At 68.1% G+C, this 15,664-nt stretch carries 13 protein-coding genes; 4 read left to right on the top strand and 9 right to left on the bottom strand.

Going from position 1 to position 15,664, the window contains the following annotated elements:
- Positions 1-85: 85 nt before the first annotated feature.
- Entirely contained in the window at positions 86-1,243 is a 1,158-nt protein-coding gene (locus tag C8J26_RS07330; protein WP_107957339.1) for a saccharopine dehydrogenase family protein, read from the top strand.
- A gap of 45 nt (positions 1,244-1,288) precedes the next feature.
- Here the strand turns inward: C8J26_RS07330 and C8J26_RS07325 are convergent, their stop codons facing one another.
- Positions 1,289-1,585: a hypothetical protein gene (locus tag C8J26_RS07325; protein WP_107957338.1), complete on the bottom strand. Its 297-nt coding sequence runs from the start codon at positions 1,583-1,585 to the stop codon at positions 1,289-1,291.
- A 51-nt stretch (positions 1,586-1,636) separates the two neighbouring features.
- Positions 1,637-3,856, bottom strand: a complete 2,220-nt coding sequence (locus C8J26_RS07320; RefSeq protein WP_107957337.1) for a ribonuclease R family protein — start codon at positions 3,854-3,856, stop codon at positions 1,637-1,639.
- A 53-nt stretch (positions 3,857-3,909) separates the two neighbouring features.
- Here C8J26_RS07320 and glpD point away from each other — a divergent pair, with 53 nt between their 5' ends.
- Both glpD and C8J26_RS07310 read left to right on the top strand, forming a co-directional pair.
- Positions 3,910-5,385, top strand: a complete 1,476-nt coding sequence (gene glpD, locus C8J26_RS07315; RefSeq protein ID WP_107957336.1) for a glycerol-3-phosphate dehydrogenase — start codon at positions 3,910-3,912, stop codon at positions 5,383-5,385.
- A 65-nt stretch (positions 5,386-5,450) separates the two neighbouring features.
- Entirely contained in the window at positions 5,451-5,720 is a 270-nt protein-coding gene (locus tag C8J26_RS07310) for a hypothetical protein (RefSeq protein ID WP_107957335.1), read from the top strand.
- 468 nt (positions 5,721-6,188) lie between these two features.
- Here C8J26_RS07310 and C8J26_RS07305 read toward each other — a convergent pair whose 3' ends face one another.
- From C8J26_RS07305 to C8J26_RS21125, 5 genes are all read right to left on the bottom strand, one after another.
- Positions 6,189-6,908, bottom strand: coding sequence for an SPOR domain-containing protein (locus C8J26_RS07305; RefSeq protein WP_107957334.1), 720 nt, complete (start codon positions 6,906-6,908; stop codon positions 6,189-6,191).
- Positions 6,908-8,632, bottom strand: a complete 1,725-nt coding sequence (gene argS / locus C8J26_RS07300; protein ID WP_107957333.1) for an arginine--tRNA ligase — start codon at positions 8,630-8,632, stop codon at positions 6,908-6,910. Before argS ends, C8J26_RS07305 begins: the two co-directional genes overlap by 1 nt.
- A gap of 84 nt (positions 8,633-8,716) precedes the next feature.
- Positions 8,717-9,871, bottom strand: coding sequence for a DUF1501 domain-containing protein (locus tag C8J26_RS07295; protein ID WP_107957332.1), 1,155 nt, complete (start codon positions 9,869-9,871; stop codon positions 8,717-8,719).
- Between the two features lie 2 nt (positions 9,872-9,873).
- A complete protein-coding gene (locus C8J26_RS07290) occupies positions 9,874-10,965 on the bottom strand; it encodes a DUF1800 domain-containing protein (RefSeq protein ID WP_341871499.1) in 1,092 nt (363 codons plus the stop codon).
- A complete protein-coding gene (locus C8J26_RS21125; protein ID WP_341871500.1) occupies positions 10,953-11,369 on the bottom strand; it encodes a hypothetical protein in 417 nt (138 codons plus the stop codon). The genes C8J26_RS07290 and C8J26_RS21125 overlap by 13 nt, the downstream gene beginning before the upstream one ends.
- Positions 11,370-11,586: 217 nt before the next feature.
- Here C8J26_RS21125 and C8J26_RS07285 point away from each other — a divergent pair, with 217 nt between their 5' ends.
- The gene (locus C8J26_RS07285; protein WP_107957331.1) at positions 11,587-11,880 is read left to right on the top strand and encodes a hypothetical protein; all 294 of its coding nucleotides are present in this window, start codon (positions 11,587-11,589) and stop codon (positions 11,878-11,880) included.
- 229 nt (positions 11,881-12,109) lie between these two features.
- Here the strand turns inward: C8J26_RS07285 and C8J26_RS07280 are convergent, their stop codons facing one another.
- Both C8J26_RS07280 and C8J26_RS07275 read right to left on the bottom strand, forming a co-directional pair.
- The gene (locus C8J26_RS07280; protein WP_107957330.1) at positions 12,110-13,294 is read right to left on the bottom strand and encodes a deoxyguanosinetriphosphate triphosphohydrolase; all 1,185 of its coding nucleotides are present in this window, start codon (positions 13,292-13,294) and stop codon (positions 12,110-12,112) included.
- On the bottom strand, positions 13,291-15,531 hold the full coding sequence (locus tag C8J26_RS07275) for an SPOR domain-containing protein (protein WP_107957602.1): 2,241 nt from the start codon (positions 15,529-15,531) through the stop codon (positions 13,291-13,293). Before C8J26_RS07275 ends, C8J26_RS07280 begins: the two co-directional genes overlap by 4 nt.
- Between the last annotated feature and the right edge of the window lie 133 nt (positions 15,532-15,664).

Below are 15,664 nucleotides of genomic sequence, written 5' to 3'. Positions count from 1 at the left end.
GATCGAAGCAGGCTTGGCGAGTCGCTGCGTTTCGCTTGCGATGCCATGAGCGGAAGCGCAAACCGGGGGCAAACAGGAGGCGGATATGCGCGACTTCGACATCGTCATCTACGGCGCGACGGGCTTCACCGGTCGGCTGGTCGCCGAATATCTGACACAGACCTATCCGAGCGGCGTCCGCTGGGCGATGGCGGGCCGGTCGCTGGCGAAGCTTCACGAGGTACGCGACCTGATCGGTGCGCCCGCGGACACGCCGCTGGTCACCGCCGAGTCGGACGATCCCGCCAGCCTGCGCGCGATGGCCGAGCGCGCCACCGTCGTCATCTCGACCGTCGGCCCATACCAGCTCTACGGCAGCGCACTCGTCGCCGCGTGCGCCGCGACCGGCACCGCTTATGTTGATCTGTGCGGCGAGCCCGCCTGGATGCGCCACATGATCGACGCGCATGAGGGCGAGGCGACGCGTACCGGTGCGCGCATCGTCTTCTCCTGCGGGTTCGACAGCATCCCCTTCGATCTCGGCGTACTGACGCTGCAGGATGCGGCAAAGGCCAAATACGGCAGCCCCGCGCCCCGCGTGAAAGGTCGCGTACGAAAAATGCAGGGGACGTTCTCGGGCGGCACCGCGGCCAGCCTCAAGGCGACACTCGCCGCCGCCGCGCGCGATCCCGGCATCGTCAAGCTGCTGACCAGCCCGTTCGCGCTCACCCCAGGCTTTCAGGGGCCGCACCAGCCGACCGGGCTGCTCCCCGAATATGACACGACGCTCTCGGCCTGGGTCGCGCCGTTCGTGATGGCACCGATCAACACCAAGAACGTCCACCGCACCAACTTCCTGCTCGGCGAGGCCTATGGCGCGGACTTCGTCTATGACGAGATGATGGTCGCCGGGCTCGGCGATCTCGGCAAGGTGGCCGCCGAAGCGATCGCCAAGTTCAACCCCTTCTCGGGCGACAAGGGTCCCAAGCCCGGCGAAGGCCCGTCCAAGGAAGAGCGTGACGCAGGCCATTACGACCTGCTGTTCGTCGGCATCATGCCCGATGGCGCACGGATCGACTCGGTCGTCACCGGCGACCGCGATCCGGGCTATGGCTCGACCAGCAAGATGATCGCGGAGGCGGCCTTGTGCCTCGTCCAGGATGTGCAGGGCGATGGCGGCATCTGGACGCCGGGCGCACTCATGGGCACGAAGCTGCGCGATCGTCTCGTGGCGAAGGCAGGGCTCACCTTCACGGTCGGCTGATCCGCGCAAAGGATACCGGCGGCCGGGCCCGACCAGAAAACCCGATCACTCCGCCAGCGCGAACACCGTTGCCGCGGCCGCAGCACTCGCCACGACGCCAGATGCGGCCGCGATCACCGCCGCCCGCCTGCGCACCGCCCCTCGAAACGCGCCGAGCTTGCGGGCATCGAGATGATAGCGCCCTGCCCCGTCGTCGACGATCGCACCGAACGAGCACAGCCGCCGAAACGTCCGCAGATCCTGCGCGTCATAGGCGATCGCACGATCCGCCGCCGTCGCCTTCGCCGCGACGAAATCGCTGATGATCCGCCGCCGCGACCGGCCTAGAATGAAACCCCGCATGCCAGTCTCCCCTGCGCCACGGTCGCATAGCGCGGGGGGCTTGTCCAAATCCTAACGGCGCTTGCCCTTGTGACGGATGTTCATCGGCCGCCCGCGATGCTTGATCTCGCGCACCGGCTTGCGCCCGCCACGCATCGGAGGAGCAGCCCCCTTCCCCTCGGGCATCTCGAACCGCAGCGCCCCCGATACCGGGTTCGCCTCCGCGAGCCGCAACTCCAGCGTCTGCCCTTGCGCGAAGACGTCGCCGCTATGCTCGCCGGTCAGCGTGCGCGCGCCCTCGTCGAAGCGGAAATACTCGCCGCCCAGATCGCGCACCGGCATCAGCCCGTCGCCGCCAATCCCCTCGACCGTCGCGAAGAAGCCGAAATTGGTGACGCCGGTGATGCGCACATCCATCACCTGCCCGACTCGCTCCGACAGGAACGCCGCGACATAGCGGTCGGTGGTGTCGCGCTCGGCCTCCATCGCGCGGCGCTCGAGCCGGCTGATGATCTCGCCGACCGACTCCATGTTGGCCGTATCGTCCGCCGGCAATCCGCCCTCGCCCAGCCCGTAGGCGGACACCAGTGAGCGATGCACGAGCAGATCCGCATAACGCCGGATCGGCGAGGTGAAGTGCGCGTAGCTGCCCAGACTCAGCCCGAAATGCCCATGGTTGCCCGGCGCATAATAGGCCTGCGTCTGCGTGCGAAGGATCTGCTCCATCACCTGCGGGCGAAAATCGGCATCGCCGATCCGCTCGATGATGTGGTTGAACGTCGCCGGGCGGACGACCTGCCCAAGCGCGAACGGCACGTCGAACGTTTCGAGATACTCCTTCAGCGCCATCATCTTTTCGCGGCTCGGCGGCTCGTGGATGCGGTACATCACCGCCGCCTTCTTCGCCTCGAGCGCCTTGGCGGCGGCGACGTTGGCGGCGATCATATAGTCCTCGATCAGCCGGTGCGCATCGAGCCGTTCGCGCGGCGACACCGACATGATCCGCCCCTGCTCGTCGAGCACCACCCGGCGCTCGGGCAAATCGAGATCGAGCGGCGCCCGCGCATTGCGCGCCTTCGCGAGCGACTGCCAGCACGCCCAGAGGGGACGCAGCACGGACTCGGTCAGATCGAGGTCGAGCGTACCGTCGATCGCCGCCTGCGCCTCTTCATACGCCAGGTTCGCCGCGATCCGCACCACCGCGCGCGTGAAACGCCACGACTTGAGCGATCCATCCTTGCCGATCCGCAAATGGCAGGCGAGCGCCGCGCGATCCGCGCCTTCCTTCAGCGAACAGACCTCTGCCGACAGGATCTCGGGCAGCATCGACACGACCCGGTCGGGGAAATACACCGAGTTCCCGCGACGCCGCGCCTCGCGATCGACCTCCGATTTCGGCCGCACGTAGAAGCTGACATCGGCGATCGCGACGATCGCCTTCCAGCCGCCCGCATTGGCGGGATCGTCATCCGCCTCCGCCCACACCGCATCGTCATGATCGCGCGCATCCTCGGGATCGATCGCGACGATCGGCACGTCGCGCAAGTCCTCGCGCCCCTCCCCCAGCGGCAGTTTCGACACCCGCTCCGCCTCGTCGAGCGCTTCCTGCGAGAAGACGTCGGGAATGCCCAGCTTGTGGATCGCGATCAGCGAGAAGCTGCGCGCCGCAAACGGATCGCCGAGTTTCGAGACGACGCGCGCGGCGATCTTGGGCGGCTTGCCCGCGAGTTCCGCCAGCACCAGATCGCCCGGCGCGGCACCGCCCGCATCCGCCACCGCGAACTCGCGCCGCTCGCGCTTGTCGACGCCGGTCAGCCAGAGCCGTCCCCCGTCTTCACGCAGCACGCCCAATACCTGTTCGGAGGCGGGCGCGAGCACCTTCATCGGATGCGCAATCCAGCCATTCCCGGCCACCTCGGTGCGCGCGAGAATTCGCTCGCCGACACCCAGCGCGCCACGCTTGCGTTCGCGCACGCGCAGCCGCGGCGGCGGTACGCCTTCCGCCTCCCAGCGCTCGGGCACCGCCCAGACGTTGCCGCCATCGTCGACATCGGCGATCCGCAGCACGGTGACCTTGGGCACGCCGCCCATCTTGTGGAACGCGCGACCAGGGGCGCTGTCGATCAGCCCCTCGTCGGCCATGTCTTTCAACAGCGCCTTCAGCCCGATCTTGTCCTGCGCGCTGAGCCCGAAGCCCTTGGCGATCTCGCGTTTGCCCGCGGGCACGTCGGAGGTGGCGATGAAGTCGAGGATCTGCTCGCGCGTCGGAAGACCGGCTTTTGGTTTGTACATGCCCAAGAGATAGTCGGTAGGCTCGGCTTTACCAAACGGCTAAGTAGCGGGACATGACGCAAAGTTATGACATTCTCATCGTCGGCGGCGGCATCAACGGCGCAGCGATCGCCCGCGAAGCCACGCTGAACGGCCTCTCGGTCCTGCTCGTCGAAAAGGGCGACCTTGCCGGCGCGACCTCGTCAGCCTCGACCAAGCTAATCCATGGGGGCCTGCGCTACCTCGAATATTACGACTTCAAGCTGGTCGCCGAGGCGCTGCGCGAGCGCGAGCGGCTCGTAAAGGCCGCGCCGCACATCATCCGGCCGATGCGCTTCGTCCTGCCACACGAAAATGCGGTCCGCCCCTGGTGGATGGTCCGGCTCGGGCTGTACCTCTACGACTTTCTCGGCGGTCGCATGACGCTCAAGCGCTCGCGCGGCCTCCGCAAGGCCGACACCGCCTATACCGCGCCGCTTAAGAACGGCGCACGCGGCTTCATCTATTCCGACGCGTTCGTCGACGATTCCCGGCTCACCGTTCTCAATGCGATGGACGCGCATAACGCAGGCGCGGAGATCGCCGTCCGCACCGAACTCGTCACCGCACGCCGCGATGGCGCGGTGTGGCGCGCGACGCTGTCCGACGGACGCGACATCACCGCGCGCGCGCTGGTCAACGCCGCCGGCCCCTGGGTCGCGGAACTGCTCGGGCGCCTCGGGATCAACGCCAGCGCGGGGGTCCGGCTGGTCAAGGGCAGCCACATCGTCGTGCCCAAGCTGTACGAGGGCGATCACGCCTATATCCTCCAGCTCGCCGACCGCCGCATCGTCTTCGCGATCCCCTATCAGGGCCAGACCGAGATCGGCACGACCGATGTCCCGGTCGATCGTCCCGAGGATGCGGTGATCGACGACGGCGAAATCGCGTATCTCTGCGACGCCGCGAACCAGCATTTCACCCGCCAGATCACCCCCGCCGACGTCACCTCGACCTGGTCCGGCGTCCGCCCGCTCTATGACGACGGCGCCAGCGAAGCCAAGGCGGTCACGCGCGACTATGTCCTCGAACTCGATACGCTCGGCGACACCGGCGCCGCGCCCCTGCTGTCGGTGTTCGGCGGCAAGATCACCACCGCGCGCCACCTCGCCGAGGAAGTCCTCGAAAAGATCGCCCCCACGCTCGGCATCACCGCGCGCCAGACGACACGCGACCGCGCCTTTCCGGGGGGCAGCATCCCGCCCTTCGCAACCTACCTCGCGCAGGTCCGCAAGCGGTGGCCGTTCCTCGGCGACGCGCGCAGCGAACGGATGGCGCACGCCTATGGCGCGTTGCTCGACGAGATGCTCGCGGGCGTCACCGACGAAGCGGGCCTCGGCGTCGACCTCGGTGCCGGCCTGACCGAGCTCGAGGCGCGCTGGATGCACGATCGCGAATGGGCGAGGATACCCGAAGATGCATTGCTGCGCCGCAGCAAGATCGGGCTCGCGCTCAGCCGGGATCAGCAGGACTCGTTCGAGGCATGGTGGCAGCGCAACTTCTCTAGGTAATTCTTACAGCTTGCTTGTTCGCACATTCGGCATATCCTCTCTGCATTGGTGAGAGGAGACCTCAGATGGCCACATACCCGGAACTCCAAACCGATCCCGAGGACAAGAACCTCGTGATCCTGCAAAGCCTGATATGCCTGTTGCGCGAGAAGAACGTCCTGACGCGCGCCGACATTGAAGAGCTGTGCGAAACCGTGAAGCGCCGTGCGAACAACCACGACAGCGATCCACTGCCATGCCAGGTTACCGGTGCGCGCGCTGCCGCCACCGAAGTTGCGCAGATCGGCGACTATATCGGCCGCAAATACGGCGGAAAGCATCGCCGCTCGATCTGAGGCCGGGCCCGGGCGCAGACGCGACCCGGCCGGTTTCGAGGACTGGATGCGCCGCGCTGCTATCCAGACCGTCTCCCGTGCCTGCGCAACGGAACGGCGTCGGCTGTTGCCATCCGAGATTTAGGGTCGAACCTGACGCGGTCCCGATGAATTCGTTGTAGAGTGACCGGCAGTCGTGAGCGACCTGCCGATGGCTCTGCGCCAGTTGGTGTGGCGCCTGTAAACTAGGCTATGACGGTTGACGCTCATGGAGCGGACCGATCCAGTACACCCGCACGCCAGAGTCGCTGACGGCGTCCTAGGCCTATTCGAAGCGCTATCGACTGACACAGGGGCAGCCGATCGGCCTCTTACCGTCCAAACCTCGCACCATCCTCAAACAACCGACCCGCACCCGCCAAAGGCGACGCCGACGAACGATCGTCGGCGCCCGAACCCAAAGCGGCAATCCCCGACGATACCGCCGCGTCAGCTCGCGACGAAGCAGGTCTCGCCAGCAACACGCAGACGACCGCAGATGTCCGCCGCCTGGTTCGCGCTGCCCGCATTGACCCGCAGGCGATACAGCGTGCGACCACCCGTCGCGACCGGCTGGACCGACTTGCCGAGCGCACCGACATAGGCGAACCGCTTCGAGAAGTTCGTCCACGCGGCGTTGGCGACAGCCTCGCTCGGATACGCGCCCAGCTGGACCAGCGATCCACCCGTCCCCGCGCCCGCACCGTTCGCCTTCGCCGCAGTCATCGGCGCGGCGGCGACCAGTCGCCCGCCCGACGCCGGCACCTGCGCGACCGCGTTGCGACCCGCCGCGTCTTCGGCCTTGGGTGCAACCGCGCGCTTGCCCGCTACCGGTGCTTCCGGCACGCCGCGCAGGTCGATCGCGCCGTTGCCCGACTTGCCCGCGCTCGTCGCGATCGCCGACTCGCCCTCGCCCTTGACCTTCATGCCGCCGGCGTCCTCGGGCTTGACCTTATAATCGCCCTCCTGCGCCGCGATCAGCTGGCCGTCACCCGTGGGCGCGCGCTGCTGCAGCTTGTAGATGCCGAAGATGATCGCCGCGAGCACCGCGAGGCCCAGCACGACGAGCGCGATGACGCGGCCGATGCCGACCGTATCCTCATCATCGGGTTCGACGGTTTCGAGCCAGGGGAGCCGGTCTTCCTCGCGCAGATCCATGTCTTCGGCCATCACTTCATCTCCGAAACCGCTTCGACACCCATAATGGCGAGGCCGTTATGAATAATCTGCCCTATAGCGGACGCCAAGAAAAGCCGTGCCGCGGTCGCCTGCGGATCCTCGATCACCAGGAAACGGCGATCGGGACGGTCGTTGCCGACGTTCCACAAGGCATGAAACGCCGCTGCCAAGTCATAGAGATAAAACGCGATTCTATGCGGTTCGCGCGCCGTCGAGGCGATCTCGACGAGCCGCGGAAACTGTGCCGCAAGCTGCACCAACGCCAGTTCGTCCGTATCAAGCCGGGACAAATCGGCAGAAATAGGTGTAATTCCCGCCTCTTCCGCGCGCCGATGCAGCGATGCGATCCGCGCATGCGCATACTGGACGTAGAAAACTGGGTTGTCCTTCGACGCCTCGACCACCTTGGCGAAGTCGAAATCCATCTGCGCGTCGGAGCGCCGCGTCAGCATCGTGAAGCGCACGACGTCCTTGCCCACTTCGCGCACGACATCGGCCAGCGTGACGAAATTGCCCGACCGCTTCGACATCTTCACCGGCTCGCCGTTGCGCAGCAGGCGGACCATCTGGACGAGCTTCACGTCGAACCGAGTCTTGCCGCCGGTTAGCGCCGCGACCGCCGCGACGATCCGCTTGACCGTGCCACCATGGTCCGCGCCCCAGATGTCGATCAGCTGATCGGCGCTCTGGCTCTTCTGGAAATGATAAGCGAGATCGGCGCCGAAATAGGTCCACGACCCGTTCGACTTCTTGATCGGCCGATCCTGGTCGTCGCCGAACTGGGTCGAGCGGAACAGCGGCAGCTCGACCGGCTCCCAGTCGTCGGGCGTCTCACCCTTGGGCGCCTCGAGCACGCCGTCATACACCAGGTCGCGCGACCGCAGCTCCGCCTCGGCCGCCTCGGGCTTCTTCGCCGCCTGCAGCTCGGCTTCGGACGAGAAGACCTCATGCTCGATCCCGAGCAGCGCGAGATCGGCGCGGATCATCACCATCATCGCGGCGACCGCCTGCGTACGGAAGATCGCGAGCCATTCGCTCTCGGGCGCACCGACATAGCGATCGCCATATTCGGTGGCGAGCGACTGGCCGACGGGGACGAGATAGTCGCCGGGGTACAGCCCCTCGGGGATCTCGACGGTCTCGCCCAGCGCCTCGCGGTAGCGCAGGTGAACCGAGCGTGCGAGCACGTCGACCTGGCCGCCCGCATCATTGACATAATATTCGCGGATCACGCGGTGCCCGGCGAATTCGAGCAGGCTGGCCAGCGCATCGCCGACGACCGCGCCGCGGCAATGCCCCATGTGCATCGGCCCCGTGGGGTTGGCCGAGACATATTCGATATTGACCGTGATCCCCGCGCCCTGCGTCGACCGGCCGTAATCCGCCCCCGCCGCCGGGATCGCCGCCAGCTCGGCGCGCCACGCGTCGTCGGTCAGCTTCATGTTGATGAAGCCGGGCCCTGCAACGCTTGCCGAGGCGACGTCCTCGAGCTTCGACAGCTCGGCCACCAGCGCATCGGCCAGCACGCGCGGATTGGTCTTGGCGGGCTTGGCGAGCACCATCGCGGCGTTGGTCGCGAGATCGCCGTGGCTCGTGTCGCGCGGCGGCTCGACCGTCACGTTCTTACGATCGAGCCCGTCCGGCAGCGTTCCGGCCGCGGTCAGCGTGTCGAGCGCCGCATCGATATGCGCGGCGAAACGGGTATAGAGCGTCATGGCAGTCCCGGTACGTCAAGGAAACGCGCGCTCTAGACCAAAGCCGGGTGCCGCTCAATTTTAATCCCGTCCGCGCGCCTGCGCTCAGACCCGCACCAGCCCCTCGATCGCCGCCGTCCTTGCGCTTGCCGGGAACAACGCCGCCATCGCCCGCGCCGGCTCAACCCCGAAATGCGCCGACACCGCGCCGCCAATGAACGCATCGAGCTGCATCGTCGGCTTCAGGTCGCGCGCCTCGTACAGCGCGGCGGGCGCGAGGCCGGGCCAGTCGGACACGACTCGCCCGCCCTTCACCCCGCCACCGAACAGCATCGCCGCGGTGCCCGTGCCGTGATCGGTGCCGCCCGTCCCGTTGACCGCGACGGTCCGCCCGAACTCGGTCGCGACCAGCACCATCGTGTCCGCCCATAACGGCCCCAGCCCCGCCTGCAGCCCCGCGATCATCGCATCGAGGCCCTTCAACTGCGCCGTCAGCCGACCACGCTGGCCGGTATGCGTATCCCACCCGCCGGTCTCGATCATCGCGATCCGCGCGCCCGTATCGGGCTTCAGCAACCGCGCGGCGAGTGCGCCGGTCGCAGCGGCGTTGCGCCCGCCGTCCTGCGCGAGATCGCTGGTCAGCTGCCGCGTCGCCATCGCCTCGCTCCACAGGCCGTGGAGTTGCTGGTCGCCCTCGTACAGCATCGTCACGCGTTGCAGCAGGTCATCGGACGCATCGGGCAGGTTGGACGGCGCATAGGACGCCACCTCGCGCCGGCCGCGCAGCGCCATCGGCACCGTCGCCGCCACCGCGATCGCGCGCGCCTGGTCCGCGGGCAGCACGCCGAGCAGCCGGTTCAGCCACCCGTCGCGCACCTGATACGCGCTCGCGCCGCCCGTCTCGAGCACGTTCTGCCCGTCGAAATGCGACCGATCGCGATAGGGCGACGCGATCGCATGCGCGAACAGCGCCTGGCCCTGTGTGTACAGCCCCGCGCTCGCCACCATCGCCGGGTGCAGCGCGAACATGCCGTCAAGCTTGGTGCCCGCGGCGAGGTCCGCGGCAAGATCGCCGCGCACGCCGGCAAACGCAGGATCGCCGACCGCACCGATCATGCCCAGCCCGTCGGCGGCGCCGCGCTGGATGACGAACACGAACCGCTTGTTGGTGGCGGCGCGCGCAAACGCGATGCGCGGCGCGAAGGCGGAGCCCAGCACGCCGAGCGTACCGGTCGAGAGAAAGGAACGACGGTCGAGCATGATCATCTCCGCAACGATTCGGGGGCTACCAGCAGCAGGGCGAGCGCCTGCGCCGGGCTTTCCGCGCGCGCGAGGCCTTGCGCGGTGGCGGCACTCAGCGCGCCTGGGTACAGCGCCGGGGCCAGCGCGCGCGCATCGACCGGCCCTGCGCGCGCCGCGAACCGTTCCGCCGCCTCGACCCGGCGCAGGATCGCATCGGGCCCCGCCCAGGCGGCGGCGATATCGTCATAGCCGACCGGCTGCCCCGGTTTCCAGATCGGCTGGCCGAGCTGGTTCATCATCCCCACCGTCACGCCCGGCTGGACCGTCGTCGTCCCCAGCGCGCGCTGCGTCGAGACATACCATTCCCAGGGCGATTTGAACTTCACCGGCGGCGTCACCCACGCTTCGGGCGATGCCACCACCGCGCGGTAGACGGTGGGCAGGTCGCCCCCCGATGCCCGGAACGCCGCCGCGATCCGCGCCACCATCGCCGGCGGCGGCGTGTCGCCCGCAAAGTGCCGCGCCAGCTTGGTCGCGATATGCGTCGCGGTCGCGGGATGGACCGCAAGATCGGCGAGCACCGCCTGCGCCTGCGCCTCGCCGCCCGCGGGATAGCGTTTGCCCATCACGATCCGGTCGCCCGGCTGGTGCACGTCGGCCAGGAACACAAACGCGCCGGCCCGCGAATCGTCCTGCACGCGCGCTCCCGGTCCCCGACCGATCCCCGCCACCGTCCACCCGGTCATCGCCCGCGCGAATTCGGTGACGTCGGCCTGCGTATAGCCGCTGCGGACGCCGAGCGTGTGCAACTCCATGATCTCGCGCGCGAGATTCTCGTTCAGGCCCGATCGGCGCTTCGCCCGGCGCGCGGCGAACGCGCTGTCGGGGCCGACCGATACCGCCTGGTCGAGATAGAGCAGCATCGCCGGATGCCGCTCGACCGCGTTCAGCATGTCGGCGAATTTGCCCAGCACATGCGGGCGAATCGCCTCGAACTCCATCGGCCCTGCGAGCCCGGTGACTTCGAGCTTGTCGGTCGAGACCGCGAAATGGTTCGCCCAGAAATGCACCAGCCGCTCGACGAACGGCGCATCGCTCGTCAGCGCGGCGATCGTCCGCGCAGCGACGCGGCCCCATAATCGTCGCGACTGAGCTTGCCCGCGCGTTGCCGCGCCGCCTGACGCGCCGCTTCGCCCGGTTCGGCAGCGGCCATGTCGGGCGGGGCCATCGCGGCCGACATCGCCGGCACCGGCGCGGCCATCGGGTCGGGAATGGCGCCAGCCACAGGTTTGGCCGCACGCGGACCGAACTGCGTCCGGATCGCCTTCTGCTCCGCGAAATAGGTCGCCAGCCCCGCCGACACGCTCGCGGTCGAGGGCGCGCCCGCGATCGCGGCGGGCCGCGCCTCGAACCGGTCGCACTGCGCGAGCACCCATCCCTCGGGATCGCCCGAGACCCCGTCCCCCGGCCTCGCACCAAGACCGAACCTATTGAACGCAATACTGGAAGTGGACACCAACCCTCTCCTTCCAGACCGATCTGCGCCCGATTTGTCGCGCAACTATGTCGGCGCTGCGGTTCACCGCATCGGCAGGCCGGACCGTCGTTGCACCGCGCGCAACTGCAATCGAAGGCTTTGCAATTGCGACTCATGTTGCAGTGCAATATTTCTCTTACTCGAGAGTTGGGAGAAGACCTGATCCGGCTCGACGCACAACGCGGGAGAAACGATCATGCGCACTACCTTGAAGATTATCGCCGCCGCCGCCGCCGCACTCACGTCGACGATCGGCATGGCCGCCGACGACAAGCAGAGCTTCGTCCACGAGGGCAGCACCTATGTCTACACGACGACGCAGGACGGTGGCCGTCAGGTCATCGACGGCCGCAGCTATCCGTCGGGCCAGAAGTTCCACCTGATCGTGCGCGGCGATCGCGTCTCGGGCATGTCGGGCGGTGTCCCGGTCGCGTTCAAGACCGCCGAAGCCACCGGCGCTGCGGGCGGCATCGCGTCGGTCACGCGCTGACCTGACGCTGTCGCACTGACGGCCAAGACGGCGGTCGGACCTCGGTCCGGCCGCCGCCTTGCGTTACGCGGTCGCCTCTCAACTTCGTCATCCCGACGAAAGTCAGGACCCAGAGCCGTGAGGCGCAACGCTTGGTACCCTGGGTCCTGACTTTCGTCAGGATGACGGAGAATGGGGGGAGGCAAAACCGACGCAAGCATCAGCCTTTCCGGATCACACCACGCCCCCCTCAAAACCCCTCGGGCAGATCGATCGGCCCGACCAGCTCACGATACCGCGACACCGCATACCGGTCCGTCATCCCCGCGATGAAGTCCGCGATATGCCGGCTGCGGTCGGGCTCCGCCGCGGGCAGCCGCTCGCGCCACTCCTCGGGAATCGTCGCCGGATCATCGCGATAGACCGCGAACAACCCCGACACGATCCCATGCGCCGCATCCGCCGCCGCCAGCTGGCGCGGATGATGATAGAGGTTGGCGTACATGAACCGCTTCAGGTCGCGCTCCGCATCGCGCATCTCGGGCGAGAAACCGACCAGGCACTGACCCGCCGCGCGGACGTCGTCGACGCTCGTCACCCCGCTCGCCGCGATCCGCCGGCGAGTCTCCGCGATCAGGTCGTTGACCATCGTCCCGATCTGCGTGCGGACGAGCTCGCCCACCAGCCGCTTCGGCGCGACATCGGGGAAGCGCCGCCGCACATCGTCCCAGCCGCGCGCGACCAACGGCACCGCCAGCATCTGGTCGAGCGTCAGCAACCCCGCGCGCAGGCCATCGTCGATGTCGTGATTGTCGTAAGCGATATCGTCGGCGATCGCCGCGACCTGCGCCTCCAGCGACGAGAAACTGGTCAGCGCTAGTGGAAATTCCGCGTCCGCCGCCGCCAGCGCCCAGCCGGGATGCCGCACCGGGCCGTTATGCTTGGCCAACCCCTCGAGCGTTTCCCAGGTCAGGTTCAGCCCGTTCCACAGCGGATAGGGCCGCTCGATCGTCATCAACGTGCGCAAAGTATGGCCGTTGTGATCGAACCCGCCCTGCCCGCCGTCCTCGACCGACGGCATCAGCGCCGCCTTCAGCGCATCCTCGCCCGCATGGCCGAACGGCGGATGGCCGATATCGTGCGCCAGGCACAGCGCCTCGGTCAGGTCCTCGTTCAGCGCCAGCGTCCGCGCGATCGTCCGGCCGATCTGCGCCACCTCCAGGCTGTGCGTCAGGCGCACGCGGAAATGATCGCCATCGGGCGCCATGAAGACCTGCGTCTTGTGGCGCAGGCGACGGAAGCTGATCGAGTGGATGATCCGGTCGCGGTCGCGCTGGAACGCATCGCGCGGGCCTCGGACGGACCCGTTCTGTTCTTCCTGAAGCCGTCCTTTGCTGCGCGCCGGGTCCGAAGCCCAGGGCGCACGGTAGCTCACTTCGCCGGCAACTTCGTGATGATCTCGCCCGCATCGCTGGTGAAGGTGAACGTCGGGACGCCTTCCTTGGCGAGCTGGTTGACGAAGGTGCGCGCCTCCGCATCGGTCTTGAACGGCCCGGCGAGCACGCGGTTGGTCGCCTTCCACGGCGCCGTCCAGCCACCGCGGCTGCCGAACACCGTCGGCGCCTTGGCCTTGGCCTTCTTCCACGCCTTGGGCAGGTCGCCCTCGGTCGCGCCGGTCGACACCTGCACCCAGACGCGCTCCGGATTGGCGCGCGCGATGCGCTTTTCCTCGGCCGCCGCCTTGTCCGCCGCGAGCTTCTCGGCAGCCGCCGCCTTCTTCTCGGCGAGCGCCTTCTTGTCGGCGATCGCCTTGCGCGCCGCGACCTTCTTGTCCGCGGCCGCCTTCTTGTCGGCCGCCAGCTTGTCCGCCGCCAGCGTCTTTGCCGCAATCGCCTTGGCGGCGGCATCACGCTCGGACTTGGCGTTCGCCTCGGCCACCACGCGCTCGGCCTCATCAGACACAGGGGAAGCGGCAGGCAGGACGCCCGGCGTCACGACAGGCGCAGGACGCATCGGCGCGACGTCGAGCTCCGACGCCGGGATCGACAGCCCTGCGACGATCCGCGCGAGGATCGAATCCTCGCTCGCCGCAACCGCATGAGTCCGCGGCGTCGCGACCGAGGCGACGGTCGTCGGGGCAACGGGTGTCGGGATGACGCGGGCCGGCACGACGGGTGACGGCGTGGACGTACTGGAGAAACCTGGCGTCGGCGTACTGGAGAAGCCCGGCATCGGCGTACCGGCGCTCGCGGTCTGAACCGGCGCGAAGTGTTGGCCCGGAACCTGCTGAACAGGCACCTGCTGCGTCGGTACCGAAGCCGAAGCCGCAAGCGCATTGGCCGAGCGAGTCGGATCGGTCCGCCCCTGTACAATCGGGATCGCCGCCATTTGCGTGGCTACGGTCTGCGGCAGCGTCCCCACCGCTGGTGCCGGCACGACACGCGCCGTCGTGGTCACCGGAACCGTGGGCGACACGCTCGGCCGCACGGTGGCGGCAACCACGGAATTGGCTTCAGCGGCTGGGCTCGTGCGCACAGCCTGAACCGCACTGTTCGCGACATAGCTCGGCTGTGGCGAAGGCACCGCCCGCGGCGGCAGCGTCTGCGCCATCTGCATCGGCGCCGCCGCAAGCTGGACCGGGGCCGCGTAGATGGTCGCCGGAACCGTCGGCGCGCTCCGCACCGGGCTGGGCGGGGGCGCGATCGTCGCCGTTATCGGCACCGGAGTCGACGCCGATCGCGTGACCGCCGCCATCTGGACACGCTCGGGCTTGCCGCGCCGATCGCGCTTGCCCTTCTTGCCCGAAGTCGCCGTGGTCACGGGCTGCGGCGTCACCGCGGCCATCATCACCGGCGCGGTCGGATCCGCCGCGAGCATCCCCATCGGCGGCGCCATCCGCGCATCCGCGAGCCGCGCGGGCGTCGCATGGACCTCGCCGAAATGCACCGCGAACGCCCGGTCGCTCGCCGGCAGCGTCGGCAACCGCTGGAAAAAGGGTTGCAGCCCCTGCGCGGTACCGGCGGGCATCATCGTCGTCGCAATTTTCTCTGCGCCCGCGACATCGCCGTTCATCGCCATGATGAACGCGCGCGAGCGCCACGCACCCCGATCGCTCTTCAGCAACAAGGGCGCAAGCTGTTGCAACGCAAGCTCCTGCTTGCCCGAAATCCCGAGCGACAAAGCGTAGCGCCGCGTCGTCTCGTCGTCGGGAGCATCGCGCAACGCGACACGGTAGTCGCGCTGCGCCCGGTCCTGCTGCCCGATCAGGTCATAGGCCAGCCCGCGATCCGCCGCGAACGTGCGCGGATCGAGCCCGAAGCTCTCGGCCTGCGCGTAATAGCGCAACGCCTCGCCCGGCCGTTCTGACCGCACCAGGATCGACGCCATTCCCGCCTTCGCACGGCCATCGCGTGGGTTCACTTTCTCGGCGCGCGCGAACAGCGCGGCAGCACCACTCAGGTCGCCCAGCCCCATCGACAGGTCGCCCGCCCGGATCAGCGCGTCGATGTTGCGCGGGTTGCTGGCCAGCTTGCGCATCTCGTCGCCCAGCCGGTCCGCATCGGTTGTCCCCGGAATCGCCTGGATCATCGCCTGCCCGGACGCCGCGCACGGCAAAGCTGCCAGCACGAGCGCCAGCGCAGCAGTCAAGAGATGATGGGACGAGCGGGTCATGAGGATCATCTGTCTAGACGCCAGCCCGACGGAACCGGCAATGTCCGCGACGCATGGGCGCGGCGAACCGGGCGGGGGCGGCGACGAGTGAAGCGCCGAGGAGCAAGCAACGGGCGCGGGTTACGATCTGCGG

Origin of the sequence: Sphingomonas aurantiaca (assembly GCF_003050705.1) — a bacterium.
GTDB classification, from domain to species: Bacteria; Pseudomonadota; Alphaproteobacteria; order Sphingomonadales; family Sphingomonadaceae; genus Sphingomonas; species Sphingomonas aurantiaca.
This window is presented reverse-complemented; position numbering and strand designations above follow the sequence as displayed.

Coding starts and splice junctions, on each gene's coding strand:
- C8J26_RS07330 (WP_107957339.1), top strand. CDS start 86: ATGCGCGACTTCGACATCGTCATCTACGGCGCGACGGGCTTCACCGGT.
- C8J26_RS07325 (WP_107957338.1), bottom strand. CDS start 1,585: ATGCGGGGTTTCATTCTAGGCCGGTCGCGGCGGCGGATCATCAGCGAT.
- C8J26_RS07320 (WP_107957337.1), bottom strand. CDS start 3,856: ATGTACAAACCAAAAGCCGGTCTTCCGACGCGCGAGCAGATCCTCGAC.
- glpD (WP_107957336.1), top strand. CDS start 3,910: ATGACGCAAAGTTATGACATTCTCATCGTCGGCGGCGGCATCAACGGC.
- C8J26_RS07310 (WP_107957335.1), top strand. CDS start 5,451: ATGGCCACATACCCGGAACTCCAAACCGATCCCGAGGACAAGAACCTC.
- C8J26_RS07305 (WP_107957334.1), bottom strand. CDS start 6,908: ATGGCCGAAGACATGGATCTGCGCGAGGAAGACCGGCTCCCCTGGCTC.
- argS (WP_107957333.1), bottom strand. CDS start 8,632: ATGACGCTCTATACCCGTTTCGCCGCGCATATCGATGCGGCGCTCGAC.
- C8J26_RS07295 (WP_107957332.1), bottom strand. CDS start 9,871: ATGCTCGACCGTCGTTCCTTTCTCTCGACCGGTACGCTCGGCGTGCTG.
- C8J26_RS07285 (WP_107957331.1), top strand. CDS start 11,587: ATGCGCACTACCTTGAAGATTATCGCCGCCGCCGCCGCCGCACTCACG.
- C8J26_RS07275 (WP_107957602.1), bottom strand. CDS start 15,531: ATGACCCGCTCGTCCCATCATCTCTTGACTGCTGCGCTGGCGCTCGTG.